20 protein-coding genes and 1 tRNA gene are annotated in these 24,914 nt (G+C 73.2%); 12 read left to right on the forward strand and 9 right to left on the reverse strand.

Annotated features, from left to right (window positions below; genetic code table 11):
• Window positions 1-83 precede the first annotated feature (83 nt).
• The gene (locus tag ADL08_RS04635) at window positions 84-3,209 is read right to left on the reverse strand and encodes an AfsR/SARP family transcriptional regulator (RefSeq protein ID WP_234351994.1); all 3,126 of its coding nucleotides are present in this window, start codon (window positions 3,207-3,209) and stop codon (window positions 84-86) included.
• 497 nt (window positions 3,210-3,706) lie between these two features.
• Between ADL08_RS04635 and ADL08_RS04640 the strand changes: the two genes are divergently transcribed.
• Window positions 3,707-5,272: an APC family permease gene (locus ADL08_RS04640; RefSeq protein WP_053640743.1), complete on the forward strand. Its 1,566-nt coding sequence runs from the start codon at window positions 3,707-3,709 to the stop codon at window positions 5,270-5,272.
• Window positions 5,273-5,376: 104 nt separating this feature from the next.
• On the opposite strand, the gene ADL08_RS38665 is transcribed toward ADL08_RS04640, so the two are convergent.
• Entirely contained in the window at window positions 5,377-5,505 is a 129-nt protein-coding gene (locus ADL08_RS38665; protein WP_267889546.1) for a hypothetical protein, read from the reverse strand.
• Window positions 5,506-5,561: 56 nt separating this feature from the next.
• Between ADL08_RS38665 and ADL08_RS04645 the strand changes: the two genes are divergently transcribed.
• A complete protein-coding gene (locus ADL08_RS04645; RefSeq protein ID WP_053640763.1) occupies window positions 5,562-6,065 on the forward strand; it encodes a GNAT family N-acetyltransferase in 504 nt (167 codons plus the stop codon).
• Here ADL08_RS04645 and ADL08_RS04650 read toward each other — a convergent pair.
• A complete protein-coding gene (locus tag ADL08_RS04650) occupies window positions 6,031-6,498 on the reverse strand; it encodes a carboxymuconolactone decarboxylase family protein (protein ID WP_053640744.1) in 468 nt (155 codons plus the stop codon). The genes ADL08_RS04645 and ADL08_RS04650 overlap by 35 nt on opposite strands.
• A gap of 164 nt (window positions 6,499-6,662) precedes the next feature.
• Window positions 6,663-7,412 (reverse strand): GNAT family N-acetyltransferase, encoded by a 750-nt coding sequence (locus tag ADL08_RS04655; RefSeq protein WP_324610421.1) that lies wholly within the window; start codon window positions 7,410-7,412, stop codon window positions 6,663-6,665.
• A 399-nt stretch (window positions 7,413-7,811) separates the two neighbouring features.
• Here ADL08_RS04655 and ADL08_RS04660 point away from each other — a divergent pair, with 399 nt between their 5' ends.
• From ADL08_RS04660 to ADL08_RS04670, 3 genes are all read left to right on the forward strand, one after another.
• Entirely contained in the window at window positions 7,812-8,642 is an 831-nt protein-coding gene (locus tag ADL08_RS04660) for an LLM class F420-dependent oxidoreductase (RefSeq protein ID WP_053640745.1), read from the forward strand.
• Between the two features lie 88 nt (window positions 8,643-8,730).
• Window positions 8,731-11,316, forward strand: a complete 2,586-nt coding sequence (locus ADL08_RS04665) for a bifunctional FO biosynthesis protein CofGH (protein WP_053640746.1) — start codon at window positions 8,731-8,733, stop codon at window positions 11,314-11,316.
• Window positions 11,317-11,459: 143 nt separating this feature from the next.
• Window positions 11,460-12,578: an ADP-ribosylglycohydrolase family protein gene (locus tag ADL08_RS04670; protein ID WP_053640747.1), complete on the forward strand. Its 1,119-nt coding sequence runs from the start codon at window positions 11,460-11,462 to the stop codon at window positions 12,576-12,578.
• Window positions 12,579-12,687: 109 nt separating this feature from the next.
• Here the strand turns inward: ADL08_RS04670 and ADL08_RS04675 are convergent, their stop codons facing one another.
• From ADL08_RS04675 to ADL08_RS04685, 3 genes are all read right to left on the reverse strand, one after another.
• The gene (locus ADL08_RS04675) at window positions 12,688-12,888 is read right to left on the reverse strand and encodes a DUF397 domain-containing protein (protein WP_053640748.1); all 201 of its coding nucleotides are present in this window, start codon (window positions 12,886-12,888) and stop codon (window positions 12,688-12,690) included.
• Between the two features lie 188 nt (window positions 12,889-13,076).
• Complete coding sequence (locus ADL08_RS04680) at window positions 13,077-13,937, reverse strand: helix-turn-helix domain-containing protein (protein WP_053640749.1); 861 nt, start codon at window positions 13,935-13,937, stop codon at window positions 13,077-13,079.
• Window positions 13,938-14,117: 180 nt separating this feature from the next.
• Window positions 14,118-14,816, reverse strand: a complete 699-nt coding sequence (locus ADL08_RS04685; protein ID WP_053640750.1) for a GOLPH3/VPS74 family protein — start codon at window positions 14,814-14,816, stop codon at window positions 14,118-14,120.
• 183 nt (window positions 14,817-14,999) lie between these two features.
• Between ADL08_RS04685 and ADL08_RS04690 the strand changes: the two genes are divergently transcribed.
• The 6 genes from ADL08_RS04690 to ADL08_RS04715 all read left to right on the forward strand — a co-directional run bounded on the left by ADL08_RS04690 (window position 15,000) and on the right by ADL08_RS04715 (window position 22,776).
• Window positions 15,000-17,432: a D-alanyl-D-alanine carboxypeptidase family protein gene (locus ADL08_RS04690; protein WP_053640751.1), complete on the forward strand. Its 2,433-nt coding sequence runs from the start codon at window positions 15,000-15,002 to the stop codon at window positions 17,430-17,432.
• Window positions 17,433-17,579: 147 nt separating this feature from the next.
• Window positions 17,580-19,586 carry an MFS transporter gene (locus tag ADL08_RS04695; RefSeq protein ID WP_199836948.1) on the forward strand — a complete coding sequence of 669 codons (2,007 nt, stop codon included), beginning with the start codon at window positions 17,580-17,582 and terminating at the stop codon, window positions 19,584-19,586.
• Between the two features lie 140 nt (window positions 19,587-19,726).
• On the forward strand, window positions 19,727-20,341 hold the full coding sequence (locus ADL08_RS04700; protein WP_078967975.1) for a DUF1269 domain-containing protein: 615 nt from the start codon (window positions 19,727-19,729) through the stop codon (window positions 20,339-20,341).
• 128 nt (window positions 20,342-20,469) lie between these two features.
• Window positions 20,470-21,564: a chemotaxis protein gene (locus ADL08_RS04705; RefSeq protein WP_053640752.1), complete on the forward strand. Its 1,095-nt coding sequence runs from the start codon at window positions 20,470-20,472 to the stop codon at window positions 21,562-21,564.
• Window positions 21,565-21,596: 32 nt separating this feature from the next.
• Window positions 21,597-22,238, forward strand: a complete 642-nt coding sequence (locus ADL08_RS04710) for an FxLYD domain-containing protein (RefSeq protein WP_053640753.1) — start codon at window positions 21,597-21,599, stop codon at window positions 22,236-22,238.
• Between the two features lie 34 nt (window positions 22,239-22,272).
• Entirely contained in the window at window positions 22,273-22,776 is a 504-nt protein-coding gene (locus ADL08_RS04715) for a DUF1269 domain-containing protein (protein ID WP_053640754.1), read from the forward strand.
• 101 nt (window positions 22,777-22,877) lie between these two features.
• On the opposite strand, the gene ADL08_RS04720 is transcribed toward ADL08_RS04715, so the two are convergent.
• Window positions 22,878-23,789, reverse strand: a complete 912-nt coding sequence (locus ADL08_RS04720) for a GIY-YIG nuclease family protein (protein ID WP_063885234.1) — start codon at window positions 23,787-23,789, stop codon at window positions 22,878-22,880.
• Between the two features lie 245 nt (window positions 23,790-24,034).
• Window positions 24,035-24,107 (reverse strand) — tRNA-Arg (locus ADL08_RS04725).
• 422 nt (window positions 24,108-24,529) lie between these two features.
• On the opposite strand from ADL08_RS04725, the gene ADL08_RS04730 reads away from it, so the two are divergent.
• Window positions 24,530-24,853 carry a hypothetical protein gene (locus ADL08_RS04730; RefSeq protein WP_053640756.1) on the forward strand — a complete coding sequence of 108 codons (324 nt, stop codon included), beginning with the start codon at window positions 24,530-24,532 and terminating at the stop codon, window positions 24,851-24,853.
• The last annotated feature ends 61 nt before the right edge of the window (window positions 24,854-24,914 follow it).

The following is a 24,914-nucleotide window of genomic DNA, read 5'->3' on the forward strand; positions in this document are numbered from 1 at the left end:
CCCGTCTGCCCCCCGACGCGACGGATCGTGGGGAGAAGACTGCCCCAGGCCCATAAACGAACGATGAACGGGCAGTTCAGCGGCTACGCGGCGGCGGTCTCCAGCAACAGGGCCCGCACGTCCGATTCCTCCGGCGAGCCGAGTTCGACGAAGATGTCCAGCGCCTCCTGCCAGCAGACCCGTGCCCGGCCGTGCTGCCCTATCCCGGACAGGGCGCGGCCGAGGACGACGAGGACCTGTCCGCGACGCCACTCGCCGCCGACCCCGCGGAGGACGACCAGCGCCAGTTCGGAGTTCGAGGCGGCCTGGGCGTACCGGCGGGCGGCGATGTCCACCTCGGCGATCCGGAAGAGCGACATGCCCTCCCAGAGGCGTTGCCGACTGTCCCGGAAGACTTCGAGGGCCTCGGCGAGCCGGGACGAGGCCTCGTCGAGCCGCCCGCTCGCGGTCAGCGCGAGTCCCAGCGCGTAGCGGCCGTTGGCGCCCTTGAGCGCGTGCCCCATCGAGGCGTACATCTCGGTTCCGCGCTGGGCGAGTTCGACCGCGACGTCCGTCTGGCCCATGGCCAGGTGAATGCGGGAGAGGTTGCACAGGGCGCTGGCCTCACCGGCTTCGTCGTCGCAGGCGCGGAACGCCGTGGTGGCCTGGGTCAGGAAGCGTTCCCCGTCCTCGGTGCGCCCCTGGTAGAGCGCCATGATCCCGAGGGCGTTGGCGGCCCAGCACAGCGGGAGGGCGTCCCCGGTCGAGGACGCCAGGTCCATCGCCTCGTGAGCCTCGCCGTCCGCCTCGTCGAACCGGCCCGTCACGTGCTGGACGTACGCCAGGGTGAGCGCCGCACGGCCCTTCGCCCGGACGTCGCCCGCCCGTCCCGCCGCCTCCCGCAGCACCGTCGCCACCGCCTCGTACTCCCGGGAGTTCGCGCCCGATTCCGCGAGGTCGAGGGAGGCCCACAGCAGGTCGACGCCCCGCCGCAGCGTCCCCGGCGAGGCGGCGGACCGGCGGACCGTGGCCAGGAGGCAGTCGGCCTCCGCGTAGAGCCAGTCCTGGGCCTCGTGGCGGTCGGTGAAGGCCAGGCCGTCGTACGCGGTGGGCTCCAGGTGGTCGACCAGCCGGTCGCCGGGGCGTTCGATGGCGTACACGCGGGCGGCGGTCGACAGGTAGAAGTCGAGGAGGCGGGAGAGCGCCGCCTCCCGCTCCGACGGGGGCTGCTCGTCCCTCTCCGCGCACGCGCGCGCGTAGAGCCGGACCAGGTCGTGGTACCGGTAGCGGCCCGGGGCCGCCGATTCGAGCAGGGACGTGTCGACCAGGGCCTCCAGGAGGTCCTCGGTGTCCCGGAGGGGCAGGTCGAGGACGGCGGCCGCCGCCGCGAGCGAGATGTCCGGGCCGTCGGCCAGCCCGAGGAGGCGGAAGGCGCGGGCCTGGGCCGGCTCCAGCTGGCCGTAGCCCAGCTCGAAGGTCGCCTTGACCGCCAGGTCGCCCGCCTGGAGCTCGTCGAGCCGCCGCCGCTCGTCCGCCAGCTTGGCCGCCAGGACCGACACCGTCCACGTGCGGCGGGCCGCGAGCCGGGACGCGGCGATGCGGATCGCCAGGGGCAGGAAGCCGCAGGCGGCGACCACGTCGAGGGCGGCCTCCCGCTCGGCCCGGACCCGCTCCTCGCCGACGATCCTCAGGAAGAGCTGGAGCGCCTCCTCCGGGGACATCACGTCCAGGTCGACCAGGTGCGCCCCCGCCAGGTCGACCATCCGGATCCGGCTGGTGACCAGGGCCGCGCAGCCCGCCGTGCCGGGCAGCAGCGGGCGGATCTGGGCGGCGTCGCGGGCGTTGTCCAGGAGGACCAGGACCCGGCGCCCGTCGAGCGTGGAGCGGTAGAGCGCCGCCCGGTCGTCCAGGGAGTCGGGGACGGCCGAGTCCGGGGTGCCGAGCGCGCGCAGGAAGGAGCCGAGGACGGTCTCGGGCGCGGCGGCGCGGGACCCCGCGCCCTGGAGGTCGACGTACAGCTGCCCGTCCGGGAAGTGCGGCCGGGCCTCGTGGGCCACGTGCACGGCGAGGGTCGTCTTGCCGACGCCGCCGATGCCCGCGAGCGCCGAGACCGCCATGACGTGGCCCTCGGCGGTGGCGAGCCGGGCGCCCAGCTCCCGTACGAAGGAGGCGCGGCCCGTGAAGTCCGGCACGGTCGCCGGGAGCTGCGCCGGGCGCGCGACGGGCGCGGCGGCCGGGGCGGGCTCCTCGACGGGCCGGGCGAGCTCGGCGTCGGCCCGGAGGATGCGCTGCTGGAGCCGGGAGAGCTCGGGGTTCGGGTCGACGCCCAGCTCGTCGGCGAGGAGCCGGCGGGTGTCGGCGTACACGGCGAGCGCCTCGGCCTGCCGTCCGCCGCGGTAGAGCGCCAGCATGAGCAGTTCGCGCAGGCGCTCGCGCAGCGGGTGCGCGGCGGTGAGCGCGGTCAGCTCGGAGACGGCCTCGGCGTGCGCGCCGACCTCCAGGTCGATGTCGAGCCGGGTCTCCAGGAGGGTGAGCCGCCACTCCTCCAGGCGGGTCCGCTGGGTCTCGGCGTACGGGCCGGGCACGGAGGCCAGGACCTCGCCGTCCCACAGGTCGAGGGCCCCGGCGAGCCGTGCCCGGGCGGCCGCGCGGTCCCCGCAGGACCGCAGCTTCTCGGCCTCGGCGGCCAGCTCCTGGGCCGTGGTGAGGTCGAGCGCGGTGGCGGAGGCGCGCAGGGCGTAGCCGCCGGACTCGCTGACCAGGACCTCGGGGCCGAGGGCCTTGCGGAGCCGGGAGGCGTAGGTGCGGACGGCCGCGAGGGCCTGGGAGGGCGGTTCCTCGCCCCAGAGGGCGTCGATCAGCTCGGCGGCGGTGGCGGTGCGTCCGCCGCGCAGGAGGAGGGCGGCGAGCAGGGCGCGCTGCTGCGGCGATCCGGTGGGCACGGCCTCGTCGCCCCGCCAGGCCCGCACGGGCCCGAGCACTCCGAAACGCAGCGTCCCGCCGCCGGCGGCACCCGCGCCGCGGCGCACGCCCGCGCCCTCGTCGGCCCCGGTCACCGGGGCCACCGGGGCCACCGGGGCCGCCGTCCCCGCCGGAATCACCGGGGCCTCCGGGGCCACCGGAACCTCCGGGGCCTCCGGAACACCTCGGCCCGCCGGGTCCACCGGGGCGTTCCCGCCCGTTTCCGCAGCCCGCTGCGCCGGGACTCGCGGCCCGTCCTCACGGTCCATAGCTCCCCCTGCCGTACCGCCGGTTCCGCCCATGACAGTCTGCCTTGTCCGGAGGGAGTCCGTCAGCATCGGGCCGACCGGAGCGGAGCCGTTGCCGGACCGTTGTACGGAGCGTCAACTGATGTCCCGTCAGGAGCGCGGGAGCGGAGTCCGGCGGGGGCGCGACGGAGGGCGTGGCGGGGCGCGACGGAGTCCGGTGGGGTCCGACGGGAGCCGGAGGGGGCCGGAGGGGGCCGGCCGGGTCCGTCGGCGCCCCCGGTGGCCGCGCGAAAAATTCCTCGGGAAAATTTCGAAACGGACATTTGGGACTGCGCTGCGGTTCCCGCATATCGGACATCGATCGACGGACCTACCGGTTGGTCGGGTGGTTCGGTTGGTCGATCTTTCAATCATTGGTGAGCGTCCGCTTCGACCCCCGCAATGCAAGGCGGTGATCGATCACCCAAGCGGATTTCACACTTCCGGATGTGGAAACCGCAGCATTTAACGTCCTGTTCATGACTCAGGTGGAAGCGCGGCCGCGGGCCGGAGACACGGTAAGGGGCGCCGACGCCCCGGGCGACGCCCACGGCGTGCGCACCAAAGGACTCGGCGGGAACTCCGTCGGCCTCCTCGGCAGCGCCGTCATCGGCGTCTCCACCGTCGCCCCGGTCTACTGTCTGACCTCGACGCTCGGCTCCACGGCCGGCGAGGTCGGGCTCCAGATGCCCGCCGTCTTCCTCGCGGGCTTCCTCCCGATGCTCCTCGTCGCCTTCGCGTACCGGGAGCTCAACAAGGCCATGCCGGACTGCGGCACCTCCTTCACCTGGACCGTGAAGGCCTTCGGGCCCAAGATCGGCTGGATGTGCGGCTGGGGCCTCGTCATCGCGACGATCATCGTGCTCTCCAACCTGGCGGGCGTCGCGACCTCCTACTTCTGGCTCCTCGCGGGCGAGATCACCGGTAGTGACTCGGTCGCCGCGCTCGACGGCAACAAGGCCGTCCACATCGTCACCTGCCTCGCGCTCATCGCCGCCGCCACCGCGATCAGCTACCGCGGCATGACCGCCACCAAGGGCGTGCAGTACACCCTCGTCGGCCTCCAGCTCGTCGTCCTCGCCGTCTTCGTCGGCATGGCCCTGACGAAGGCCGGCTCCTTCGAGACCTCGGTCGACTTCTCCTGGTCCTGGATGAACCCCTTCGCGGTGCAGTCCTTCGCCGCCTTCACGGCCGGACTCTCGCTCTCGATCTTCATGTACTGGGGCTGGGACGCCTGCATGGCGACCAACGAGGAGACCACCGGCAGCGCCAAGACCCCCGGCCGCGCCGCCCTCATCGCGATGGTCGTCCTGGTCGGCTCCTACCTGGCCACCGGCATCGCCGCCCAGATGACCGTCGGCTCCGGCGAGCAGGGCCTCGGCCTCGCCAACCCGGAGACCTCCGACAACGTCTTCGCCGCCCTCGCCGGCCCCGTCATGGGCCCCACCCTCGGCGTCCTGCTCTTCGTCGCGGTCCTGGCCTCCGCCGCCGCGAGCCTCCAGACCACCTTCATCCCGGTCGCCCGCACGGTCCTCGCGATGGCCACGTACGAGGCGCTGCCGAAGTCCTTCACCGAGGTCCACCCGGTCTTCAAGACCCCCGGCCGGGCCACGGTCGTCGCGGGTGTCGCCACCGGCGTCTTCTACACGGTGATGACCCTGGTCAGCGAGCACGTCCTGGTCGACACCATCTACGCCCTCGGCCTGATGATCTGCTTCTACTACGCGCTCACGGCCTTCGCCTGCGTCCGGTACTTCCGCAAGGAGCTGTTCCGCTCCTTCCGCGACTTCGCCTTCAAGGGCCTGATGCCGCTGCTCGGCGGCCTCATGCTCACCGCCGTCTTCGGCAAGACCCTGTACGACATGTGGGACCCGGCGTACGGCTCCGGCTCCGCCGTCCTCGGCATGGGCTCGGTCTTCGTGATCGGCGTCGGCCTGCTGCTCCTCGGCGTGGTGATCATGCTGGTCATGCAGCGCCGCAGCCCCGCCTTCTTCCGCGGCGAGGTCCTGACCAAGGAGACCCCGTCCCTGGTGGTGGCGGACTGACCGGAGACTCCTGAGTCGCGCGGACGCGAAGGCGGCGGGCCCGTGGGGGGTCCCGCCGCCTTCGTCCGTTCCGTACGCCCGTACCGCCCGCCCGCCCGTACCGCTCAGCGGCGGCCCGGCAGCAGGCGCTCCACCGCCGCGTTCGCGAGCGGCGGGGCGGGCGCGCCGGCGGCCCCCGCGGCGCCGGCGGCGGCGAAAGCGGTCAGGGCCACCGCGGTGAGGATCCTCTTCATGTCCGCTCCAGCGCGGAGGGGACGGATCCGGTCACGACCTTCCTAGGATGCCGTCCATGAGATCCGTGGAAGAGACGACGGTGAACTGGGCGCTGCGCCCGGGCCGGGCGGCGGACGTCGAGTCCGTCGCCGAGCTGCGGGCCGAGGTGCTGCGGGACGACCTGGTCCGGCTCGGCCGCTACGACGAGCACCGGGTGCGGCAACGGCTGCGCGACGGCTTCTCGCCCGCGCACACCTCCGTCGTCGAGGTGGACGGCGCCTTCGCGGGAAGCGTCACCCTGCGCCCGCACGAGAGCGGCGAAGGGCTCTGCCTGGAGCACTTCTACCTGGCCCCCGGAGTGCAGGGGCGGGGGCTCGGGACGGCGGTGCTGCGCGAGCTGCTCGACCGGGCCGACGCGGACGGGGTGCCCGTCCGCCTCGTGGTCCTCCGGGGGAGCGCGGCCCGCCGCCTCTACGAGCGGGAGGGCTTCACGACCGAGTCCGAGGACCCGGTCGACGTCCTGATGGTGCGCGGGGCCCGTACCGTCAGACCGCCACGCCGGCCGGCTGCCGGACGGTGACGTTGAGCCGGTTGAAGAAGTTCGTCAGGCCGATCATCAGCACGAGCGAGGCGAGCTGCTTCTCGTCGAAGTGGTCGGCGGCCGCGTCCCACACCGGGTCCGGCACGGCGTCCGTGCTGTCGGCGATGCGGGTCGCGTGCTCGGCGAGCGCGAGGGCCGCCCGCTCCTCGTCGGAGAAGTACGGCGCCTCGCGCCACGCGGAGACCGCGAACAGCTTCTCGTCGCTCACGCCCGACTTCCGGGCGTTCTTCACGCCGTAGTCGACGCAGAAGCCGCAGCCGTTGATCTGGCTGGCCCGCAGGTGCACGAGCTCCAGGATCTCCTCGGAGACCCCGCCCTGGCGGGTGGCCTTCACGAGGCCCTGGATCGCGGGGCCGGCGTCGGGCAGGACGTAGGCGGGGTTGGTCATGCGGGCCTCGGGGGTGTGCGCCATGGTGATCGCTCCTCGGCGTCTCGTTCGGCGGGTGCCTTCACCGCAATGACGGGGCGGGCACCGGGGATGTGACACGGCCGGGAAACTTTTCCCGAAAGTCCTCCCGGACCCCGGACCCCGGATCCCGGACCGCGTACGGCCTCCGGCCTTCGCCCCTCGCCTCCCTACGCCTCCGCGATGAGCGCGGTCGCCACCGTGCGGAAGCCGAGCCGGCCGTAGAGCCGGGCCACGTCCGCGTCCGAGGCCGACAGGAACACCAGCTCCGCGCCCCGGGCCCGGGCGTCCGCGACCAGGGCCGCCGTGACCGCGAGGCCGAGCCCCCGGCGCCGGGCCGCCGGGACGGTGCCGACGCCGACGACCTCGGAGACGTCCCCCACCGGCTGGTGCTGCCCGGCCGCGAGGGCGGCGGACCCCTCCGCGCCGACGGCGAAGGCCGCCGCGAGCCGGGTCAGCCCGGCCGTGATCCGCTCGGCGGTCCGCTCGGCCGTCCCGGGCTCGGGCGGGAAGCCGAAGGCGGCGTACGGGGCGGCGACGGCGCTGGGGAGGCCCGGGTCGTCCGCGTCCAGCATCCGCACGGTGACGCCCCCGGGCTCCGGCACGGCGAGCCCCTCGCCCGCCAGGACCATCAGCGGGTGCTCGTGCACGGTGAGCCCGCTCGCCTCCACGGCCGCCCGCAGCCCCGGCGCCGTCTGCGCGACCCACTCGAAGGCCTCGGGCACCCCCAGCTCCCGCTGCCGGGCCCGCACCCGCTCCACGGCCGCGACCGGGACCTCCCCCTCGTGCCCGAGCGCGGGCCGCGCGTAGAAGGGCCAGCCCTCCCCCTCCCGTACGAACAGGGTCAGCGGCCCGAACTCCTCGGCGCGGGCGGAGGACCGGGGCACGGCGTCGTAGTACGCCTCGATTCGCTTCAGCACCGGGCCACGGTAGGGGGTGGGGCGCGAGGGGCGCAGGCGGATTTCCGGGCCGAAGGGGAACCGGGGGTGGCACGTGCCCGTCATCGGGGGCGGACCTGCCGGGGGACGGAGGGGGAAGGCGCGTGAGCGGGACGCACGACTGCCCGGGTGCGGGAAGGACGACCGGGTGCGGGCGGTGCCCGCCGTGTACCTCGCGGGCCGGGACGCGGCGACCGGCCGCGAGCGGGACCGGGACGGCGACGTGCGGACCGTGACGCGGACGGTGACCACCGGGCTCTCCGACGCCCTGGCGCCCGTGCCCCCGGCGCCGGCCCACGGGCTCGGCCGCCCGGGCGCCCCCGGCCCGCCGCTCCCGGCGTACCCCTCGGAAAACCCCGCCCCACCCCCTACCGTGCCGGTATGCGGATCTCGACCACGATCTTCCTGACCGACGAGACCATCACCCCGGTGCGGCTCGCGCGCGAGCTGGAGGAGCGCGGGTTCGCCGGGCTCTACCTGCCCGAGCACACCCACATCCCCGTCGAACGGACCACGCCCTACCCGGCGGGCGGCGAGCTGCCCCGGGAGTACGGCAGGACCCTGGACCCCTTCGTCGCCCTCGGGCAGGCCGCCGCCGTCACCGAACGCCTCGGGCTCGGCACCGGCGTCACCCTGATCGCCCAGCACGACCCGATCTCGCTCGCCAAGCGGATCGCCACCCTCGACCACCTCTCCGGCGGCCGCCTCACCCTCGGCGTCGGCTTCGGCTGGAACCGGGAGGAGGCCGCCGACCACGGCGTCGACTGGGCGTCCCGCCGGCGGCTCGGCCGCGACCGGATCGACCTGATGAAGGCCCTGTGGGCCCCCGAACCCACCGCGTACGCCGGGGAGTCGGGGGAGTCCGTGCGCGCCTCCGAGGCCTGGCCCAAGCCGGCCGGCGGCGCGCCCCGGATCCTCCTCGGCGGGGCGGCGGGCCCGCAGCTCTTCGCGCGGATCGCCGCGCAGGCGGACGGCTGGCTGCCGATCGGCGGCCGGGGCCTCGCGGACGCCCTCCCGGTCCTGCGGACGGCGTGGGAGGAGGCCGGCCGCGACCCGAAGGCGCTCCGGGTCGTCCCGTACGCGGTCCTGCCGAACCCGGACAAGTTGGCGTACTACGCGGACCTCGGCTGCGAGGAGGTGGTCCTCCAGCTGCCGCCGGGGGAGGAGGGGGAGGTGCTGGGGGTGCTCGACGGGTACGCGCGGTACCTGTGAGCGGGGAGCACGGGTACGGGGCCGGGTGCGGGAAGTCGGGTACGGGGACCCGAACCCCCCTCCCCGTACCCGCTCGTATGCTCGGTCCATGACCGATCACCAGGCAGCACGCCCCACCGAGAACGCCATGCGACGGGCCCTCAGGCGGGCCAGGGACGGGGTCGCGCTCGACGTCGCCGAGGCCGCCGTGCTGCTGCGGGCGCGCGGGGACGACCTGGCGGACCTGGTGGCGTCCGCCGGGCGCGTGCGGGACGCCGGTCTGGAGGCGGCCGGGCGGCCGGGCGTCGTCACGTACTCCAAGAGCGTGTTCGTCCCGCTCACCCGGCTCTGCCGCGACAAGTGCCACTACTGCACCTTCGTCACCGTCCCCGGCAAGCTGCGCCGGGCCGGGCACGGGATGTTCATGTCGCCCGACGAGGTCCTCGACATCGCCCGGCGCGGCGCCGAACTCGGCTGCAAGGAAGCCCTGATCACGCTCGGGGACAAGCCCGAGGACCGCTGGCCGGAGGCGCGCGAGTGGCTCGACGCGCACGGCTACGACGACACGATCGCGTACGTGCGGGCCATGGCGATCCGGATCCTGGAGGAGACCGGCCTCCTCCCGCACCTCAACCCCGGGGTGCTGTCCTGGACCGACTTCCAGCGCCTCAAGCCCGTCGCGCCCTCCATGGGGATGATGCTGGAGACGACCGCGACCCGGCTGTGGTCCGAGCCCGGCGGCCCCCACTACGGGTCCCCCGACAAGGAACCGGCCGTGCGGCTCAGGGTCCTGGAGGACGCCGGCCGCTCCTCCGTCCCCTTCACCTCGGGGCTGCTCCTCGGCATCGGGGAGACCCTGGAGGAGCGGGCCGAGTCGCTGTTCGCGCTGCGCCGCGTCGCCCGCGCGTACCACTCGATCCAGGAGCTGATCATCCAGAACTTCCGTGCCAAGCCGGACACGGCGATGCGCGGGATGCCGGACGCCGAGCTCGACGACCTGGTCGCCACCGTCGCCGTCGCCCGCCTGATCATGGGCCCCTCCGCCTGCCTCCAGGCCCCGCCGAACCTCGTCGACTCGGAGTACGGGCGGCTGCTCGCGGCCGGCGTCGACGACTGGGGCGGGGTCTCGCCGCTGACCATCGACCACGTCAACCCCGAGCGGCCCTGGCCGCAGATCGAGGAGCTGGCCGCCCGGTCCGCCGCCGCCGGGTTCGAGCTGCGCGAACGCCTCTGCGTCTACCCCGAGTTCGTCACCCGGGGAGAACCCTGGCTCGACCCCCGGCTCCTCCCGCACGTCCGCGCCCTCGCCGACCCCGGGACGGGCCTGGCGAACCCCGACGCGCCCGTGCGCGGCCTGCCCTGGCAGGAGCCCGACGAGGCCTTCGCCGCCACCGGCCGCACCGACCTGCACCGCACCATCGACACCGAGGGCCGCACGGGCGACCGGCGCGACGACTTCGACGAGGTGTACGGGGACTGGGAGGCGCTGCGCGAGGCCGCCGCCCCCGGGATGGTGCCGCAGCGCATCGACACCGACGTCCGCGAGGCGCTCGCCGTCGCCGCCGACGACCCGACGCGCCTCACCGACCCGCAGGCCCTGGCCCTCCTCCACGCGGACGGCCCGGCCCTGGACGCCCTGACCCGGATCGCCGACGACCTGCGCCGCGACGTGGCCGGCGACGACGTCACGTACGTCGTCACGCGGAACATCAACTTCACCAACGTCTGCTACACCGGCTGCCGCTTCTGCGCCTTCGCCCAGCGCCGCACCGACGCCGACGCGTACACCCTCTCCCTCGACCAGGTCGCCGACCGCGCCGAACAGGCCTGGAACGTCGGCGCGGTGGAGGTCTGCATGCAGGGCGGCATCCACCCCGACCTGCCCGGCACCGCCTACTTCGACATCGCGCGCGCGGTGAAGGAGCGCGTCCCCGGCATGCACGTGCACGCCTTCTCCCCGATGGAGGTCGTCAACGGCGCCTCCCGCACCGGCCTGTCGATCCGCGAGTGGCTGACGGCCGCGAAGGAGGCCGGGCTCGACTCGATCCCCGGCACGGCCGCCGAGATCCTCGACGACGAGGTCCGCTGGGTCCTCACCAAGGGCAAGCTGCCCACCGCCACCTGGATCGAGGTGATCACCACCGCCCACGAACTGGGCCTGCGCTCCTCCTCCACGATGATGTACGGACACGTGGACCAGCCCCGGCACTGGCTCGGCCACTTCCGCACCCTGGCCCGCATCCAGCAGGAGACCGGTGGTTTCACCGAGTTCGTGACGCTGCCCTTCATCCACACCAACGCGCCCGTCTACCTGGCCGGCATCGCCCGCCCCGGCCCGACGGCCCGCGAGAACCGGGCGGTCATCGCGATGGCCCGGCTCCTCCTCCACCCGCACATCCCGAACATCCAGACCAGCTGGGTGAAGCTGGGCACGGAGGGCGCCGCCGAGATGCTCCGCTCGGGCGCCAACGACCTGGGCGGCACCCTGATGGAGGAGACCATCTCCCGGATGGCCGGGTCGAGTTACGGCTCGTACCGCTCGATCAAGGACCTGGAGGCCATCGCGGAGGCGGCGGGCCGCCCGGCGAAGCCCCGCACGACCCTCTACGGGGAGGTCCCGGAGGAGCGGCGGCGCACGGCGGAGGCCTCCGACGGGCACCTGCCGGAACTCCTCCCGGTGCTCCCGGCGGAGTGAGAACACCACCGTCGGACTGTGGTCAAAACCGGCCCCGAGGGCGTCGGAACACATAACGTTCCGTCCCCCGGACGGGCACACCCGGTCCATTACAGTGCGGCGAGGGAACCGACAGCGAACCGCCGACCGGGGGAGGGCACGTCGTGGCCACGACAGCCGCAGCCGTGTGGGGCCGTGCCGAGCAGCAGGACTTCCGGGCCCGGGTGCGGGGCTGTCTGCTCGGCGGGGCGCTCGGCGACGCGCTGGGGGCGGGCGCCGCCGGATCCTCCCTCGCGGAGCTGCGCGAGGCCCACGGACCTGACGGACTCACCGACCCCGTCCCCGCCTTCGGCCGCCGGGGCGCCGTCACCGCCGCGACCCAGATGACCCTCTTCACCGTCGACGGCCTGATCCGCGCCCAGGTCCGCCGCGACACCGGCGCCTGGCACCCGCCCACCGACGTCCACCGGGCCCATCTGCGCTGGGCCGCCACCCAGCGCGACTGGGGGCCGGACGAGCGCCGCAAGGACAACGGCTGGCTGGCCCGGGAGGAGTGGCTCTACGCCCGCCGCAACCCGCCCCGCGCCTGCCTCACCGGCTTCGGCGACGAGCACCTCGGCACCCCCGGCAAACCGAAGAACCCGGAGGCCGGCGACTCCGGCGCCCTCGTCCGCTCGGCCCCCTTCGGACTGCTCGTCGGCTGGGAGCCGCAGCTCGTCCGCCGGCTTGCCGTGGAGTGCGCCGCCCAGACGCACGGCGCCCCGGCCGCCCTCCTCGCGGCGGGCGCCTTCGCCCTCGTCGTCCACGGCCTGGCCCGCGGCGGCCCGGCGGAGGCCGCGGTGGCCGCGGCCCTGGAGCAGCTCGCGGAGAGCCCCGGCCACGAGCCGGTCACCGAAGCCCTCGGCCGCGCCCTCGGAGCCGTACGGGAAGGGGTGCCGGACGCGGGGCGGGTGGCCGCCCTCGGGGCGGCCGAGGACCGGGCCGAGGGGCAGCTGGCGGCGGCCGTCTACTGCGCCCTGGTCGGCGAGGACGTGCGGCACGGGCTGCGGCTCGCCGTGAACCACGACGGGCCCTCGCCGGTGACCGGCGCCCTCACCGGGGCCCTGCTCGGCGCCCTGCACGGCGACACGGCCCTCCCGCCGGCCTGGCTGGCCGATCTGGAGGGCCGCGGGACGGTCCTGGAGCTGGCGGACGACTTCTCGATGGAGATGACCCAGGGCGCCGCCCTGCACACCCCCGAGGAGTCCGCGCCGGGCTGGCTGGCGCGCTACCCGAGGGGCTGAGGGGCGCGAGCGGATCGCGCCGGAAAAGGACCGAGCCCCCTCGGCCAGGACGGCGGACCGGACGAGAGGGCTCTTTCGTGCTGCTGGTGACCGCGTGCGGGCACCGGGACTAGAGGGCCCCGGTGCTCACCTCGCCGACGAAGGCGCTCCAGGAACCCGGTCCGAACGAGAGGGACGGGCCCTCGGGGGCCTTCGAGTCCCGCACCGCGATCGCGGCCACGACGGGGGACTTCACTTCGACGCAGGCCCCGTTACCACCCGAGTAGGAGGACTTCGTCCAGGTGTCCGTACCACCCTGAATAATCGCCATGCTGCTCAGCTCCGGTTCTGCCAGTTTCTGCCAGTGGTTGTCGCGCCAACGTTCTTGACGACGTGATCGACGCTACTCGCCGGTCCCGGGCGACGGGACCGGCGTTCACACGTCCGAGTGGCATATTCCAACTGGGCTTCCGTGGGAGCGATCACGGGGTGTACGGTGCCTGCCCCGCGGTCCGGGCCTCACCCCTGGGCGTGCTTCTTGGCCATCTTCGAGATGAACTCCCTGGTCTGGTCGACGTTCAGCGCCTGCGCCCTGAGGTGCTCGTACATGACGCTGTACTTGCCGACGTCCTGGGCCTTCTCCAGGTACAGGTCGCTCGTGACGCCCTCGATGTAGACGACGCTGGAGTCCGAGGCGTCCGGGAACTCCAGGATCGAGTACTGCCCGCTGATCCCCGGGTGCGCGCCCATGTCGAACGGCATCACCTGCACGGTGACGTGCGGCAGCTGCGACTGTTCGAGCAGGTGCTCCAGCTGCTGCACCATCAACTGCCTGCTGCCCACGATCCGGTGCAGCGCGCCCTCGTCGATGACGGCCCACAGGCGCAGCGGACGCTCCTCGTCCCGGATCCGCTCCTGGCGGCGGGTGCGGACCTGGACCCGCTTCTCGATGTCCGCGGGCGTCGACTCCGGCAGCGCGCCGGCGATCACGGCCTCGGCGTACTCGTGGGTCTGGAGCAGTCCGGGGATGATCTGCGGCTCGTACATCCGCAGGCTCTCCGCGTCCGTCTCCAGGCCGATGTAGACGCTGTACGGGATGTCGCCGAAGGCGTGCCACCAGCCCTGCTGGCGCGAGTCCTTGGCCATCTGCATGAGGGAGTCGACCATGCGCTCGTCCTCGACCTCGTACACGCCGCACAGGTCGCGGACGTCACGCTGGCTGATCGAGCGGCGGCCGTTCTCCAGCCGGCTGATCTTGGACTGGGAGACGAGGAGGCGCTCGGCGACCTGCTCGGCCGTCATGTTCTTCGCCTCCCGGAGCTTGCGCAGCTCCTGGCCCAATCGGCGTCGCCTGACGGTGGGGTTGACGTTGGACGCCACGGAAACTGCACCTCCGGCTGTCTGCTGCGTAGCTGTGCGTGTCTGACGCTTGGCAGACTGCCACCAAAGGCCGTGCGTGCGCTGGGAAACGGTGACAACGCACATGTGCGGGGCGGTCGTCGAGACCGCCCCGCACTGCTGTGCGGCTCCCGGGATGGTTCGTTCGCCCGGCGGGTGCGCTCAGTGCGCCGCCGCGCGGGCCATGCCGCCGTGCGGCTGCGCCGGAACGCCCTGGGCGCTTCGGCGCGGTTGCGCCCCCGCGCCGTTCTGGACGTCCATCACGGCGTGCGCCACGAGTCCGCCCATCGGGTCGTGCCGGATCAGGTCGCGCAGCCGGGACCGCGACGACCGTCCTTCGTTGCCGGGGTAGAGGTGCTTGCCGAGACCGACCGCGTGGGCCAGCGCGGCGAGCGCCGCGGTCCGCGGGTCCGGCGGTACGCCGGTGCGGATCGCACTGTCCAGCCGGGAACGGATCTCCCGACTGATCGCCGTGTCCGTCGCCTGGTAGCGAGTCGTCGGCAACACCCCGCACATCTGGCCCTCCACGGCATGCACCATGCCGCATCGCTCCAGATGCGAGAGATACGTCTGACGGAGCCCCAGTCGGGGTCCGCCTATCCAGTGGACGGCCCGAACCGGGCTGCCGCGCCTGCGCAGCAGTTCCAGTGCGGAGTCCAGTGTCGGATCTCCGGTCGGCCGTGGCATCACCACGGCGATACGATCCCCGTCAGGGGCTATCCGGCCTGCCAGCGCCAGCTCCACTAGCTGTGCTCCGGCCAGGCCGAGGTCGAGCGACTGCGGCTGCGCTGTGGTACCCGTGGTCGGGTCCAGAGCGAGCAGCAGAAGCTCCTCCGGAATGGTTCTGCGGCTCCTGCCCATCCATGCCTCCCCGCGTGGATGAATGACAGGGTGACCCCTCTCACATTCATCTGTCGAGAGCGCCCGGGTGGTTCATCCGGGAACCGGCAGGTATGTCGTTCTCGTCTAGCACGGGGGCCAAGGGGTTCACACAGGACACTGGTAGACGGTTCGGACGTACGCATGACGCATGGAGGAGGCACGGTGGCGGGCGATTCCCCCGACAGGGCGGAGCAGCAGGGGTCGTCGCAGGAGACGGCGGCGGCTTCGGGCGGCGGCGGCCGGGATCCCCGGCTCTCCGCGCTCCGGGAGTCAGAGCCCGCGTCGACCGCGTCGACCGCGTCGCCCTCCGAGGAGACCTCGGACTCCCCGGTACGGGTCGACCGGCCGACCGCCGTGTTCAAGACGCTGACGCCGCGCACGTCCGAGGACGACGCGCCCGGGGGGACCGTCGAGCCGGAGGCCGAGCCGGAGACGAAGGCCCGGCAGGAGCCGGAGGGCGAGCGGCTCAAGGCGGCCGTGGCGGCGTGGGTCGCCACGGCGGCGGAGGAGCCCGGCAAGGGCGCCGGGGAGGCCACCGGGGAGCCCGGGACGGCCTCGGAGCCCGCTGGGGCCGCCGCGGTCGCGGACGGGGCCCGGGCGGACGACGAGCCGGAGGGCGAGCCCGACGCCGAGCCCGAGGGCGACGTCACGGACGAGGACGAGGACGAGCCGGTCGAGGAGACCGCCGAGCCCGCCGGGGCCGCCGGGGCCGTCGGGGCCGCCGCGTCCGTCGGGGAGACCGAGGACGCCGAGGAGACCGAGGACGTCGAGGACGCCGACGGCGTCGACGCCGTCGAGGAAAAGGCGCCCGTCGACTCCTGGTTCGCCGCCCGGAAGCCGTCCGCCGACGCCAAGCCCGAGCCCGAGTCCGAGGCTGAGGCCGAGTCCGAGCCCAAGACTGAGGCCGAGTCCAAGGCTGAGTCCGAGTCCGAGAGGACCCCGGCGCCCGCCGAAGACTCCGCCGACGCCGAAGACTCCGCCGACGACGAGAAGCCCGTCGACCAGCCGACGGCCATGTTCAAGATGATCCGCCCGCCCGTGGACCAGCCGACGACCGCCCTGAAGCTTCCGGCCGGTCTGGCGGACGCGGACGCGGCCACGGCCACGGACCCCGACAGCGAGCGCACCAGCACCTTCCTGCCGCTGCGGCCCGACATCCCGGCCGAGCGGAAGGCCCCGGAGGACGTCCCCGCGGCCAAGGCCGCCACGGAGGCCCCCAAGGCCCCCAAGGCCGCCGAGGCCCCCGCGCCCGCCCCCGCGGCGCCGTCGCTCGCCGAGCCGGAGCGGACCCGGCAGCAGCCGCTGCCGCCGCTCCCCCCGCTCGACCTGCTCGCGGAGCTGACGAACACCCCGCCCCCGCCGCCGAGCCCGCTGCGGACGACCGTGCGCCGGGTCCGGATCTGGACCCCGCTGGTCCTGCTCCTCCTGATCGTCTTCGCGATCGCGCAGATGGTCCGCCCGCTGCCCGCGCCCGCCCTGACGCTCTCCGCCGCGCCGGCCTTCACCTTCGAGGGCGGCGAGCTGAAGATGCCGTGGCCCGGCGAGGGGCAGGGTGCCGTCGAGGTCGAGGGCGTCGGCTCCATGGGCGCGTACGGACCCCAGCGGCCGGCCCCGATCGCGTCCGTCACCAAGACGATGACGGCGTACGTGATCCTCCGCGACCACCCCCTCAAGGGGAAGCAGACCGGTCCCGAGATCGAGATCGACAAGAAGGCGGCCGACCAGGGCAAGGCGGAGCACGAGTCGACCGCGGCGGTCCAGGAGGGCCAGACCTACTCGCAGAAGGAGCTGCTCCAGCTCCTGATGATCCCCTCCGCGAACAACGTGGCCCGGCTGCTCGCCCGCTGGGACGCCGGTTCCGAGGCCGCGTTCGTCGAGAAGATGAACGCCGCCGCCAAGGAGCTCGGCATGACCCGGTCGACGTACACGGACCCGTCCGGCCTGCTCGACAGCACGGTCTCGACCCCGCAGGACCAGCTGAAGCTGGCGAAGGCGGTCATGCAGTACGACGTGTTCCGCGAGATCGTGAACATGCCGAACGTGACCATCGACGGCATCCCCGGCCGGATCGAGAACAACAACAACATCCTGCTGAAGCCGGGTGTGGGCGGCATCAAGACCGGCTCCTCCACCCCGGCCGGCGGCAACCTGCTCTGGTCGGCGAACACCGTCGTCGACGGCCAGAACCGCCGGATCCTCGGCGTCGTGATGGGCGCCAAGAACGCCCCGTACCTGAACGACAAGCTCCAGCTCTCCATCGACTACAGCTACGAGCTGATCAAGCGGGCGCAGAAGGACGTCACCTCGGCCGCCGTGGTCCGCAAGGGCCAGGTCCTCGGCTACGTCGACGACGGCCTCGGCGGGAAGACCCCGGTCGTCGCCACCAAGGAGCTCAAGGCGGTCGGCTGGCCCGGCCTGAAGGTGGAGCTGGAGCTCACCGACGATGGCAAGGCCGTCCCGCACAGCGGTAGGGCGGGCGACGTCGTCGGCCAGGTGTCGATCGGCACGGGCGCGGGCCGGGTCAGCTCCCCGGTGGCGCTCCAGGCCGACCTGGTGGAGCCGGGCTTCGACAAGAAGCTGACCCGGGTGGGCTGACCGCCCGCGACGGCGGGTGGCCGGGAAGCCACCCGCCCGGCCGGACGCCCCGGTTCTCCGGGGCGTCCTGCTGTTAGCGTTTCCGGGCGACGAGAAGCGCGTGGACCTCCGCGCGGAGCGAGACGGGACGTAGGGGAGAGGGCCGCAGTGACCACCGCCGAGCCGACACGCGCCGACCGCGCGGACTCGCCCTCCGATCCCCTCCCGGGCTCCGCCGCCCCCTCGGCGGGCGGTACGGGGGCCGGCGCCGACCCCCTCACCGGGCCCGGAGCCGGAGTCCTCCCCGCGCCCGACGACGCCTCCCCCGGAGCCGCCGCGTCCGGGCCCCTCGCCGTCCCCGGGACCGCCGCCGCGCCAGCGGTTCCTTCGCTCTCGCGAATACCGCTTCCGGCGCAGCGGCCCGCCTCGGAGCGACCCGCACCGGAGCCGGCCGCTCCGGTGCGGCGGCGCAAGCGCCGTCACACCGTCATGGTGGCCACGGGGCTCGCCGCCCTCACCCACGTCCTCTGGTTCTTCCTCGTCGCGAACAGCGGCGGGGACCTGGCCGCCCAGGACGCGTGGGCCGAGTTCGTCGGACGGCACCCGGACTCCGCGTACAACCTCGCCTGGTACGGCGGGATGCACCCGGTCTCGTACAGCGTCGTCTCGCCGTACCTGATGTCGGTGCTCGGCGTCCGCACCACGATGATGATCACCGGCACGCTGTCGGCCGCGCTGACCGCGCTGATCCTGGTGCGGGTGCGGACGGTCCGCAATCCGATGGCCTGCGCGGTCGCGGGCGTCTTCGCCTTCCTCTGCAACGCCCTGTCGGGCCGGGTGACCTTCGGCCTCGGCATGCTGTTCGCGGTCGGCGCGGTGGCCGCGGTCTTCTGCTGGCCGCACCGCTGGCGCCGCAGGCGCTGGGCCAAGGCCGCGGTCGCCGCCCCGCTCGCCGGGCTCGCGACCGCGTGCAGTCCGGTCGCCGGGCTCTTCCTCGGAGTGGCGGCCGCGGCGCTCTTCCTCAACAAGCGGCGCCCCGGCGCGTACGCCCTCGGGCTCGCGCCGGTGGTCGTGGTCGCCCTCTCCTCCTGGCTCTTCCCCTTCTCGGGCACCCAGCCGATGGCCTTCGGCTCGGCCGCGCTGCCGATGATCTTCGGGGTCCTGATCCTCGTCCTCGTGCCGAAGGACTGGCGGACGGTCCGCACCGCCGCCGCCGTGTACGCGGTCGGCACCTTCCTCACCTGGGCGATCGACTCGCAGATCGGCTCGAACATCTCGCGGCTCCCGATGCTCTTCGCCGGGGTCGTGCTGCTCGCCGCCCTGCCGTACACCGCGCCGCGCTCGCGCCGCTGGTACGCGCTGCTGCTCGCCTTCGCGGGCCTGAACCTCTGGATCGGCTTCAAGGGCGTCGACGACGTCATCCGCACCGCCCCGGACGCCTCCTGGGCGCGCGAGCTGGCGCCGCTGGTCAACCAGCTCCAGGTGCGGGGCGCGGGCAAGGCGCGGGTCGAGGTCGTGCCGGCCTCCAGCCACCGCGAGTCCTCCGCGCTCAGCCCGTACATCAACCTGGCGCGGGGCTGGAACCGGCAGGCGGACATGGAGCGCAACCCGCTCTTCTACGACGACACCCTCAACGCCGTGAACTACCAGGACTGGCTCGACCGCTGGGCCGTCCACTTCGTGGTCCTGCCGACCGGCGCCCCCGACTCCGGCGCCGAGCGGGAGGCGGAGCTGGTCGACGAGGGCCTGCCGTACCTGAAGCAGGTCTGGTCGGACGCGAACTGGCGCCTGTACGAGGTCGCGGATCCGACGCCGCTCGCGGAGCCGCCCGCCCGGGTCGAGAGCGTGGCGGCGAACGAGGTCGTGATCCGGGTCGACAGCCCCGGCCGGGTCCTCATCCGCGTGCCGTACTCGCCGTGGCTCGCCCTCATGGACGCGGACGGCGGCAAGATCGAACCGCCCCAGGAGACCGAGGAGTCGAAGCTGGCCCGCGAGGAGGCGGAGACCGAGCCGCCCAAGGTCTTCGCCAACGTGGAGGGCTGCCTCTTCAAGACGGAGGCGGACGCGGAGGGCGACGAGTGGACGGAGCTCGTCGCGCCGAAGGCGGGCGTCTACCGCCTGGGCTCCCCGTACAAGCTCTCCCGGGGCACGGCCTGCCCGGAGGAACTGCGCTGAGCCCTCCGCCGGCCGCTCCGTAAGGCCTCCCCGGACGCCCCCGGACGCCCCCACCGAGTCGCGGAAACGGACATCCCGGACAAGGATGTCGGTGCGTGGGCCGTGGCGCCCCGCACGGCGCCTTCTGGAGGTGGACAGGGATGTCCGAGCTCATCGTCATCGGCTACGACGACCCCGCCGAGGCCGAGCGGGCCCTCGGCACGGTGCAGGACCTGCAACGGGACCACGTCGTGCGCCTGAACGGGCTCGCGACGGTCTCGGTCGACGCCGACGGGCGCACCCACGTCGACACCTCCAGCCGCGTCGTGGCCTCCACCGCCGCCACCGGCGCCCTGTGGGGAGCGATCTTCGGGATCCTGTTCCTGCTGCCCGGCGTCGGCCTCGTGACCGGCGCGGCCCTGGGCGGCCTGGTCGGCAGGCTCGCCAGGTCGGGCGTCGACGACCGCTTCCGCGAGCAGGTGGGCGATCTGCTGAAGCCGGGCTCGGCGGCGGTCGTGATCATGGCGTCGAAGATCACGGACGACAAGTTCACGGCGGCGATGCGGCCGCACGGCGGCACGGTCCTGAAGACCTCGCTCAGCGACGAGGACGAGCGGGACCTGTCCGAACAGCTGACGGGCCCGGACGGCCAGGACTCCGGGCACACCTCCGGGCACACCTCCGGCCAGGACTCCGGTCCCGGTCCCGGTCCCGGTCCCGGTCCCGGTCACGGCCACGGTCATCGCCCCGGCCCCGGACCCGTCGCGATCCCGTAGACCGGGCCCCGCCCCGTACGCGCGACGGGCCCCGTCCCACGAGGGGTCCGCCCCGCGACGGGCCCCGTCCCACGAGGGGTCCGCCCCGCGACGGGCCCCGCCTCCTCCCCCCACCCGAAAGGCCTCCCATGCACCCCGCGCTCAGCGCCGACGCGCTCGCCAAGCTGCGCCGGCCCCGCCCGTACCCCGCCGTGTCGCTCGTGATGCCGACACACCGCCGTGAGCCCGACAGCGCCCAGGACCCCGTACGGCTGCGCAACCTCCTCGCGCGGGCGGAGAAGGCCCTGGAGGAGGACCCGGGCGTGACGCGGGAGCGGCGCGCGGACGTGCGGGACCAGCTGGAGCGGGCCGCCGCCGAGATCGACCTCGTGCACGCGGAGGACGGCCTGGTGATCTTCGTGGCGCCCGGCGAGCACCAGGTGTGGACGGTGGCCCGGGAGGTGCCGGAGCGGGTGGTCCTCGCGGACACCTTCCTCACCCGCAACCTCGTCGCCGCGCAGGCCGCCGAACGCCCGTACTGGGCGCTGACCGTGGCCGCCGACCGGGTCTCGCTGTGGAGCGGCGGGCCGGAGCGGACCGTCGAGCACACCGGGGACGGCTTCCCGTTCGCGCGGAGCCTGGAGCCCCAGGACGTGGAGCGCGAGGAACGCGTCGGGGACGTGCCGAGCACCTTCCGGGACGAGGACACCCGCGCCTTCTTCCGGGACGCGCACCAGGCGCTGCGGACCGTCCTCGCCTCCGAGTCCCGCCCGCTGTACGTGCTCGGCGAGGCGCCCGCCGTCGCCCTCCTGGAGGAGACCGGGTCCCTGCCGCAGGGGACCACCCCGGTCCAGCAGGGCGGCCTGGGGCACGGGCCCGCGGAGGCCGTGCGCAAGGCGGTGGAGCCCCTGATCGCCGCCCACGAGGCGGCCCTGACGACCACCGTCCTGGCCGAGCTGGACGCGGCCCGGGGCCGGCGGGAGTACGCCGGCGGCCTCGACGAGGTGTGGCAGGCCGCGCGGGAGGGCCGGGTCCACCTGCTCGCCGTCGAGGAGCACTACCGCACGGTCGTGCGCGACTACGGCGACCACCTCGAACCGGCGGAGGCCTCCGACCTCGACGCCCGCGACGACATCGTGGACGAGATCGTCGAACAGGCCCTGGAGACCGGGGCCGAGGTGCGGTTCGTCCGGGACGACTCCCTGGCCGACGTCGCCCGCATCGCCGCCGTACTGCGCTACTGACCCGACCGCACGCCGCACCACCGGAGGTCTCCGTGAACAGCTCACCGTCCCGCGGGGGACGAACCGTCCGCACCCGGGCGGCGGGCGCCGCCGTCGCCGTCGTCGTCACCGCGCTCGGCGCGGCCGGCCTGGTCTCCTGCGACTCGGGGGGCGACGAGGGCCGCGCCCCGACGTTCAGCGACGGCCCCACGCCGCCCGACACGGCCTCGTTCTCCGGCACCGCCCCCTCCGCCCTCGCCTCGGCGGCGGAGTCGGCGGCCTCCGCCGCGCGCGAGTCGGCGTCGTCCGCGGCGGCCTCGGCCTCCGCGCGGGAGTCCGAACGCGCGGCGTCGATCGGCGCCGAGGCGGAACGCTCCCGCAAGCAGGCCGAGGCCGCGCTGAAGGGCGTGGAGGGCCGGGGGAACGCGCTGGGCGAGGTCGCGATGACGGGCAAGCCGAGGGCCGGGACGGACGGCCGGCTCGCCGTGGTCGTCACCATCACCAACAAGACGGACGAGAAGGCTTCCTACGCGGTCCAGGTCGACTTCCTCGACCCGTCGGGGAAGGTGGTCGAGACGCAGTTCACCGGCGCCGAGGACCTCGCGCCGGGCGGGCGGAAGCAGCCCCTGGTCATCAGCCGGCAGCCGGCCGAACCGGTGCTGACGCCGAGGCTCACCAAGGCGCAGCGGTACTGACGCGCCGCCCCGCCCCCGTACGGAGGAGAACCGCATGTCCGAGCTCATCGTCATCGGCTACGACGACCACGCCGTCGCCCGCAAGGCCTTCAAGACGGTCCAGAAGCTCCGCGACGACCACGTCGTCGAGCTGAAGGGCCTCGCCGTCGTCCGGGTCGACGAGGACGGCGAGACCCATGTGGACACCCCCGCCAAGAGCGAGGAGATCGCCCTCTCGGCCACGGCCGGGGCGCTCTGGGGGCTGGTCCTCGGCATGATCGTCCTCACCCCCGGCATCGGGGTGGTGGGCGCGGCCCTCGGCGGCCTCATCGGCAAGCTGAACCAGATGGGCGTCGACCGGGGGTTCCGCCAGAAGGTGAGCGACTTCCTCGAACCCGGCTCGGCCGCGGTCGTCGTCATGGCCTCCAAGATCACCGAGGACCGGTTCGCCACCGCGATGGAGCCCTTCGGCGGCACCGTGCTGAAGACCTCCCTCCCGGAGCAGAGCGAGCGGGAGCTCGCGGAGCAGCTCACGGGGCCGGGGTCGGAGACGGCCTGAGACGACGGGCCCGCGGGTCCTCCCGTACGACGTCACGTGGCGGTGGCGGGGGAGGAGGACCGGCGGGCCTTCCGGCGCCCGGGAGGAAGCTCTCGGACCGATCACGTGTGTTCGTCCGCCCCCTGCGTAGCGCGTTCCTGGTTCTGCTTGAGGGAGCGGCCCTTGTCGTCCCTCCACTCGTCCCGGCCGTTCTTGCTTCCGCCGGACAGAACGCTGGCGGCACTGGACGGGCTGTCGAATATGTAGGTCCTGGTCAACCTGATCTGGTCATCCGCGTGATCCACCAGGGTTCCATCGTCCATGAGCCTGGTGCGCAGCGCCTCGTACGCTCGCGACATGACCTTCTTGTCACGACGGCCGAGTGAGCCTTCCATGACGGCGAACCCACGGGGGTCGTCGCGTCCGGTGGCATCCGTGAGCTGAGTGCGCAGACGGTAGGTCACGCCTTCCGCCGGGGTCACGGCGACCGAGGTGGAGGGGCTCCCCGGGGAGTCCTTCAAGATTTCGAACAGCGTCACACCGACGAGCGGCAAGAGCGTCAGCGCGTTCTCCAGGAACCACAGCATGTCGGCCTGGTCGGACTCGCTCAAGTAGGGCAGCGACGGGGCGGTGCCGTTGTCCAGGTCGGCCGTACCGGCCTCCGCGGCGATCTGGAGGAGCCTGGCTTCCAGCCACCTCACGTGAGCTTTGTTGAGGGAGTCGTCCTTCGTCGTGAGAACGTAGCCGTGCGTCCAGAAGTCCTTCTCTCGCTGATGACTGTCGAGACGGACGCGCACGTCGTCGCCTTCCCCGACATAGACGCGTGGCCGGCTGTTCTCGTCCTGCCCCACCAGCACGTAGACGCCCGTCTGCCGGACCTCGCTCCTTTGGCGCGCCTCCGCGTAGTCGGCGCGGGCGAACGCGAGGCACGTACCGGTCCAGAGGGTGCGGTCCACGACACGGAGGCCCTGCGGGGTGCCGTCGACCAAGAAGACCCTGAGCGTCACACCACGGGCCCCGAGAGCGTTTGTCATGCCGACATGCTCACACGGCCGCCTTGACCAGGGAGCCGGTTCGACGGGCCTCGTGGAACGACCCGTGCCGTACGGGTGGCGGACACGGGCGCCGGGCAACCTCCTCCGGAGGGCGTGAGGCCGTCGGTCACATGGGCCGGCTGCTCAAGGGGCGGCCCGGTCGTCTGTGGCCGCTGTCGCCGATGTCAGGCGTGGACGGCGAAGGGCACCCAGCAAGCAACGTTGCTGGGTGCCCTTCGCCCTTGTGCCCCCGGCAGGATTCGAACCTGCGACACCCGCTTTAGGAGAGCGGTGCTCTATCCCCTGAGCTACGAAGGCGGGGGCTTGGAGAAAACCTTGGAGAAAAGCCAGTGAGTGGATCTTCGTCAAGGAAGCCAAGCCCGCTGGTCAGACGCGGTACGGATCCCGCTGAGCAGCATCGCTGCCCGACAGGAGCCGCGCCAACGGCCGACCAGGGAACAGGGTAGCGGATGGACGTCCGTGTGAGGTCTTGGATGGCTGGTGCCGAGCGATGCGGTCAGGCGCTTAGGACGCTGACCTGCAGCTTCCCCCGGATGCTTCTCGAAGGACGCACGCGGGACGGCGCTTCAGCAATGGTCGTTTTGGCCGTTCCGTTCCAGGTGCGGACTGAAGGAGGTTGGTCAGCTTCAGTCCTCTGGCCTCCGGCAGGGTCGCCGAGTCGCCTCGCGAGAGGAGACGCAGTCTGCCCTGCTGTCAGTGGTGGGCATCACAATGGCGGCATGGCGATCAGAGACATGTCCTTCTGGCAGCCCACGCTCTTCGGCGAGGCGGACCTGAGCCAGGTGCTTCACAACGAGATGGCCGCGTTGAAGAAGGGTGTCTTCGACTGGCCGGCAGAGACGTTCCTCCGCACGTCGCAGACCGAGATGGTCGACTACTTCGTCGACCGCCACTCTGTGGTCGTTCCGCAGCTGGACCTTGGAGGTATTCAGCAGCTGCCTGTCGACGAGACGACCACCTTTGTCGAGGACATCGCGGGGCATCCGCACGAGCGCCGTCTCACGGTGAGCCCATTTCATCTTGGCGTTGACCTGGCCAGATGAAGCGTGAGGACGGCTCGGACAAGGTGAGTGATCCGGTTGGTGCTGCATCGGATCTTGCGGA

This window comes from Streptomyces sp. NRRL F-6492, assembly GCF_001280125.1.
In the GTDB taxonomy this organism is placed as follows: Bacteria; Actinomycetota; Actinomycetes; order Streptomycetales; family Streptomycetaceae; genus Streptomyces.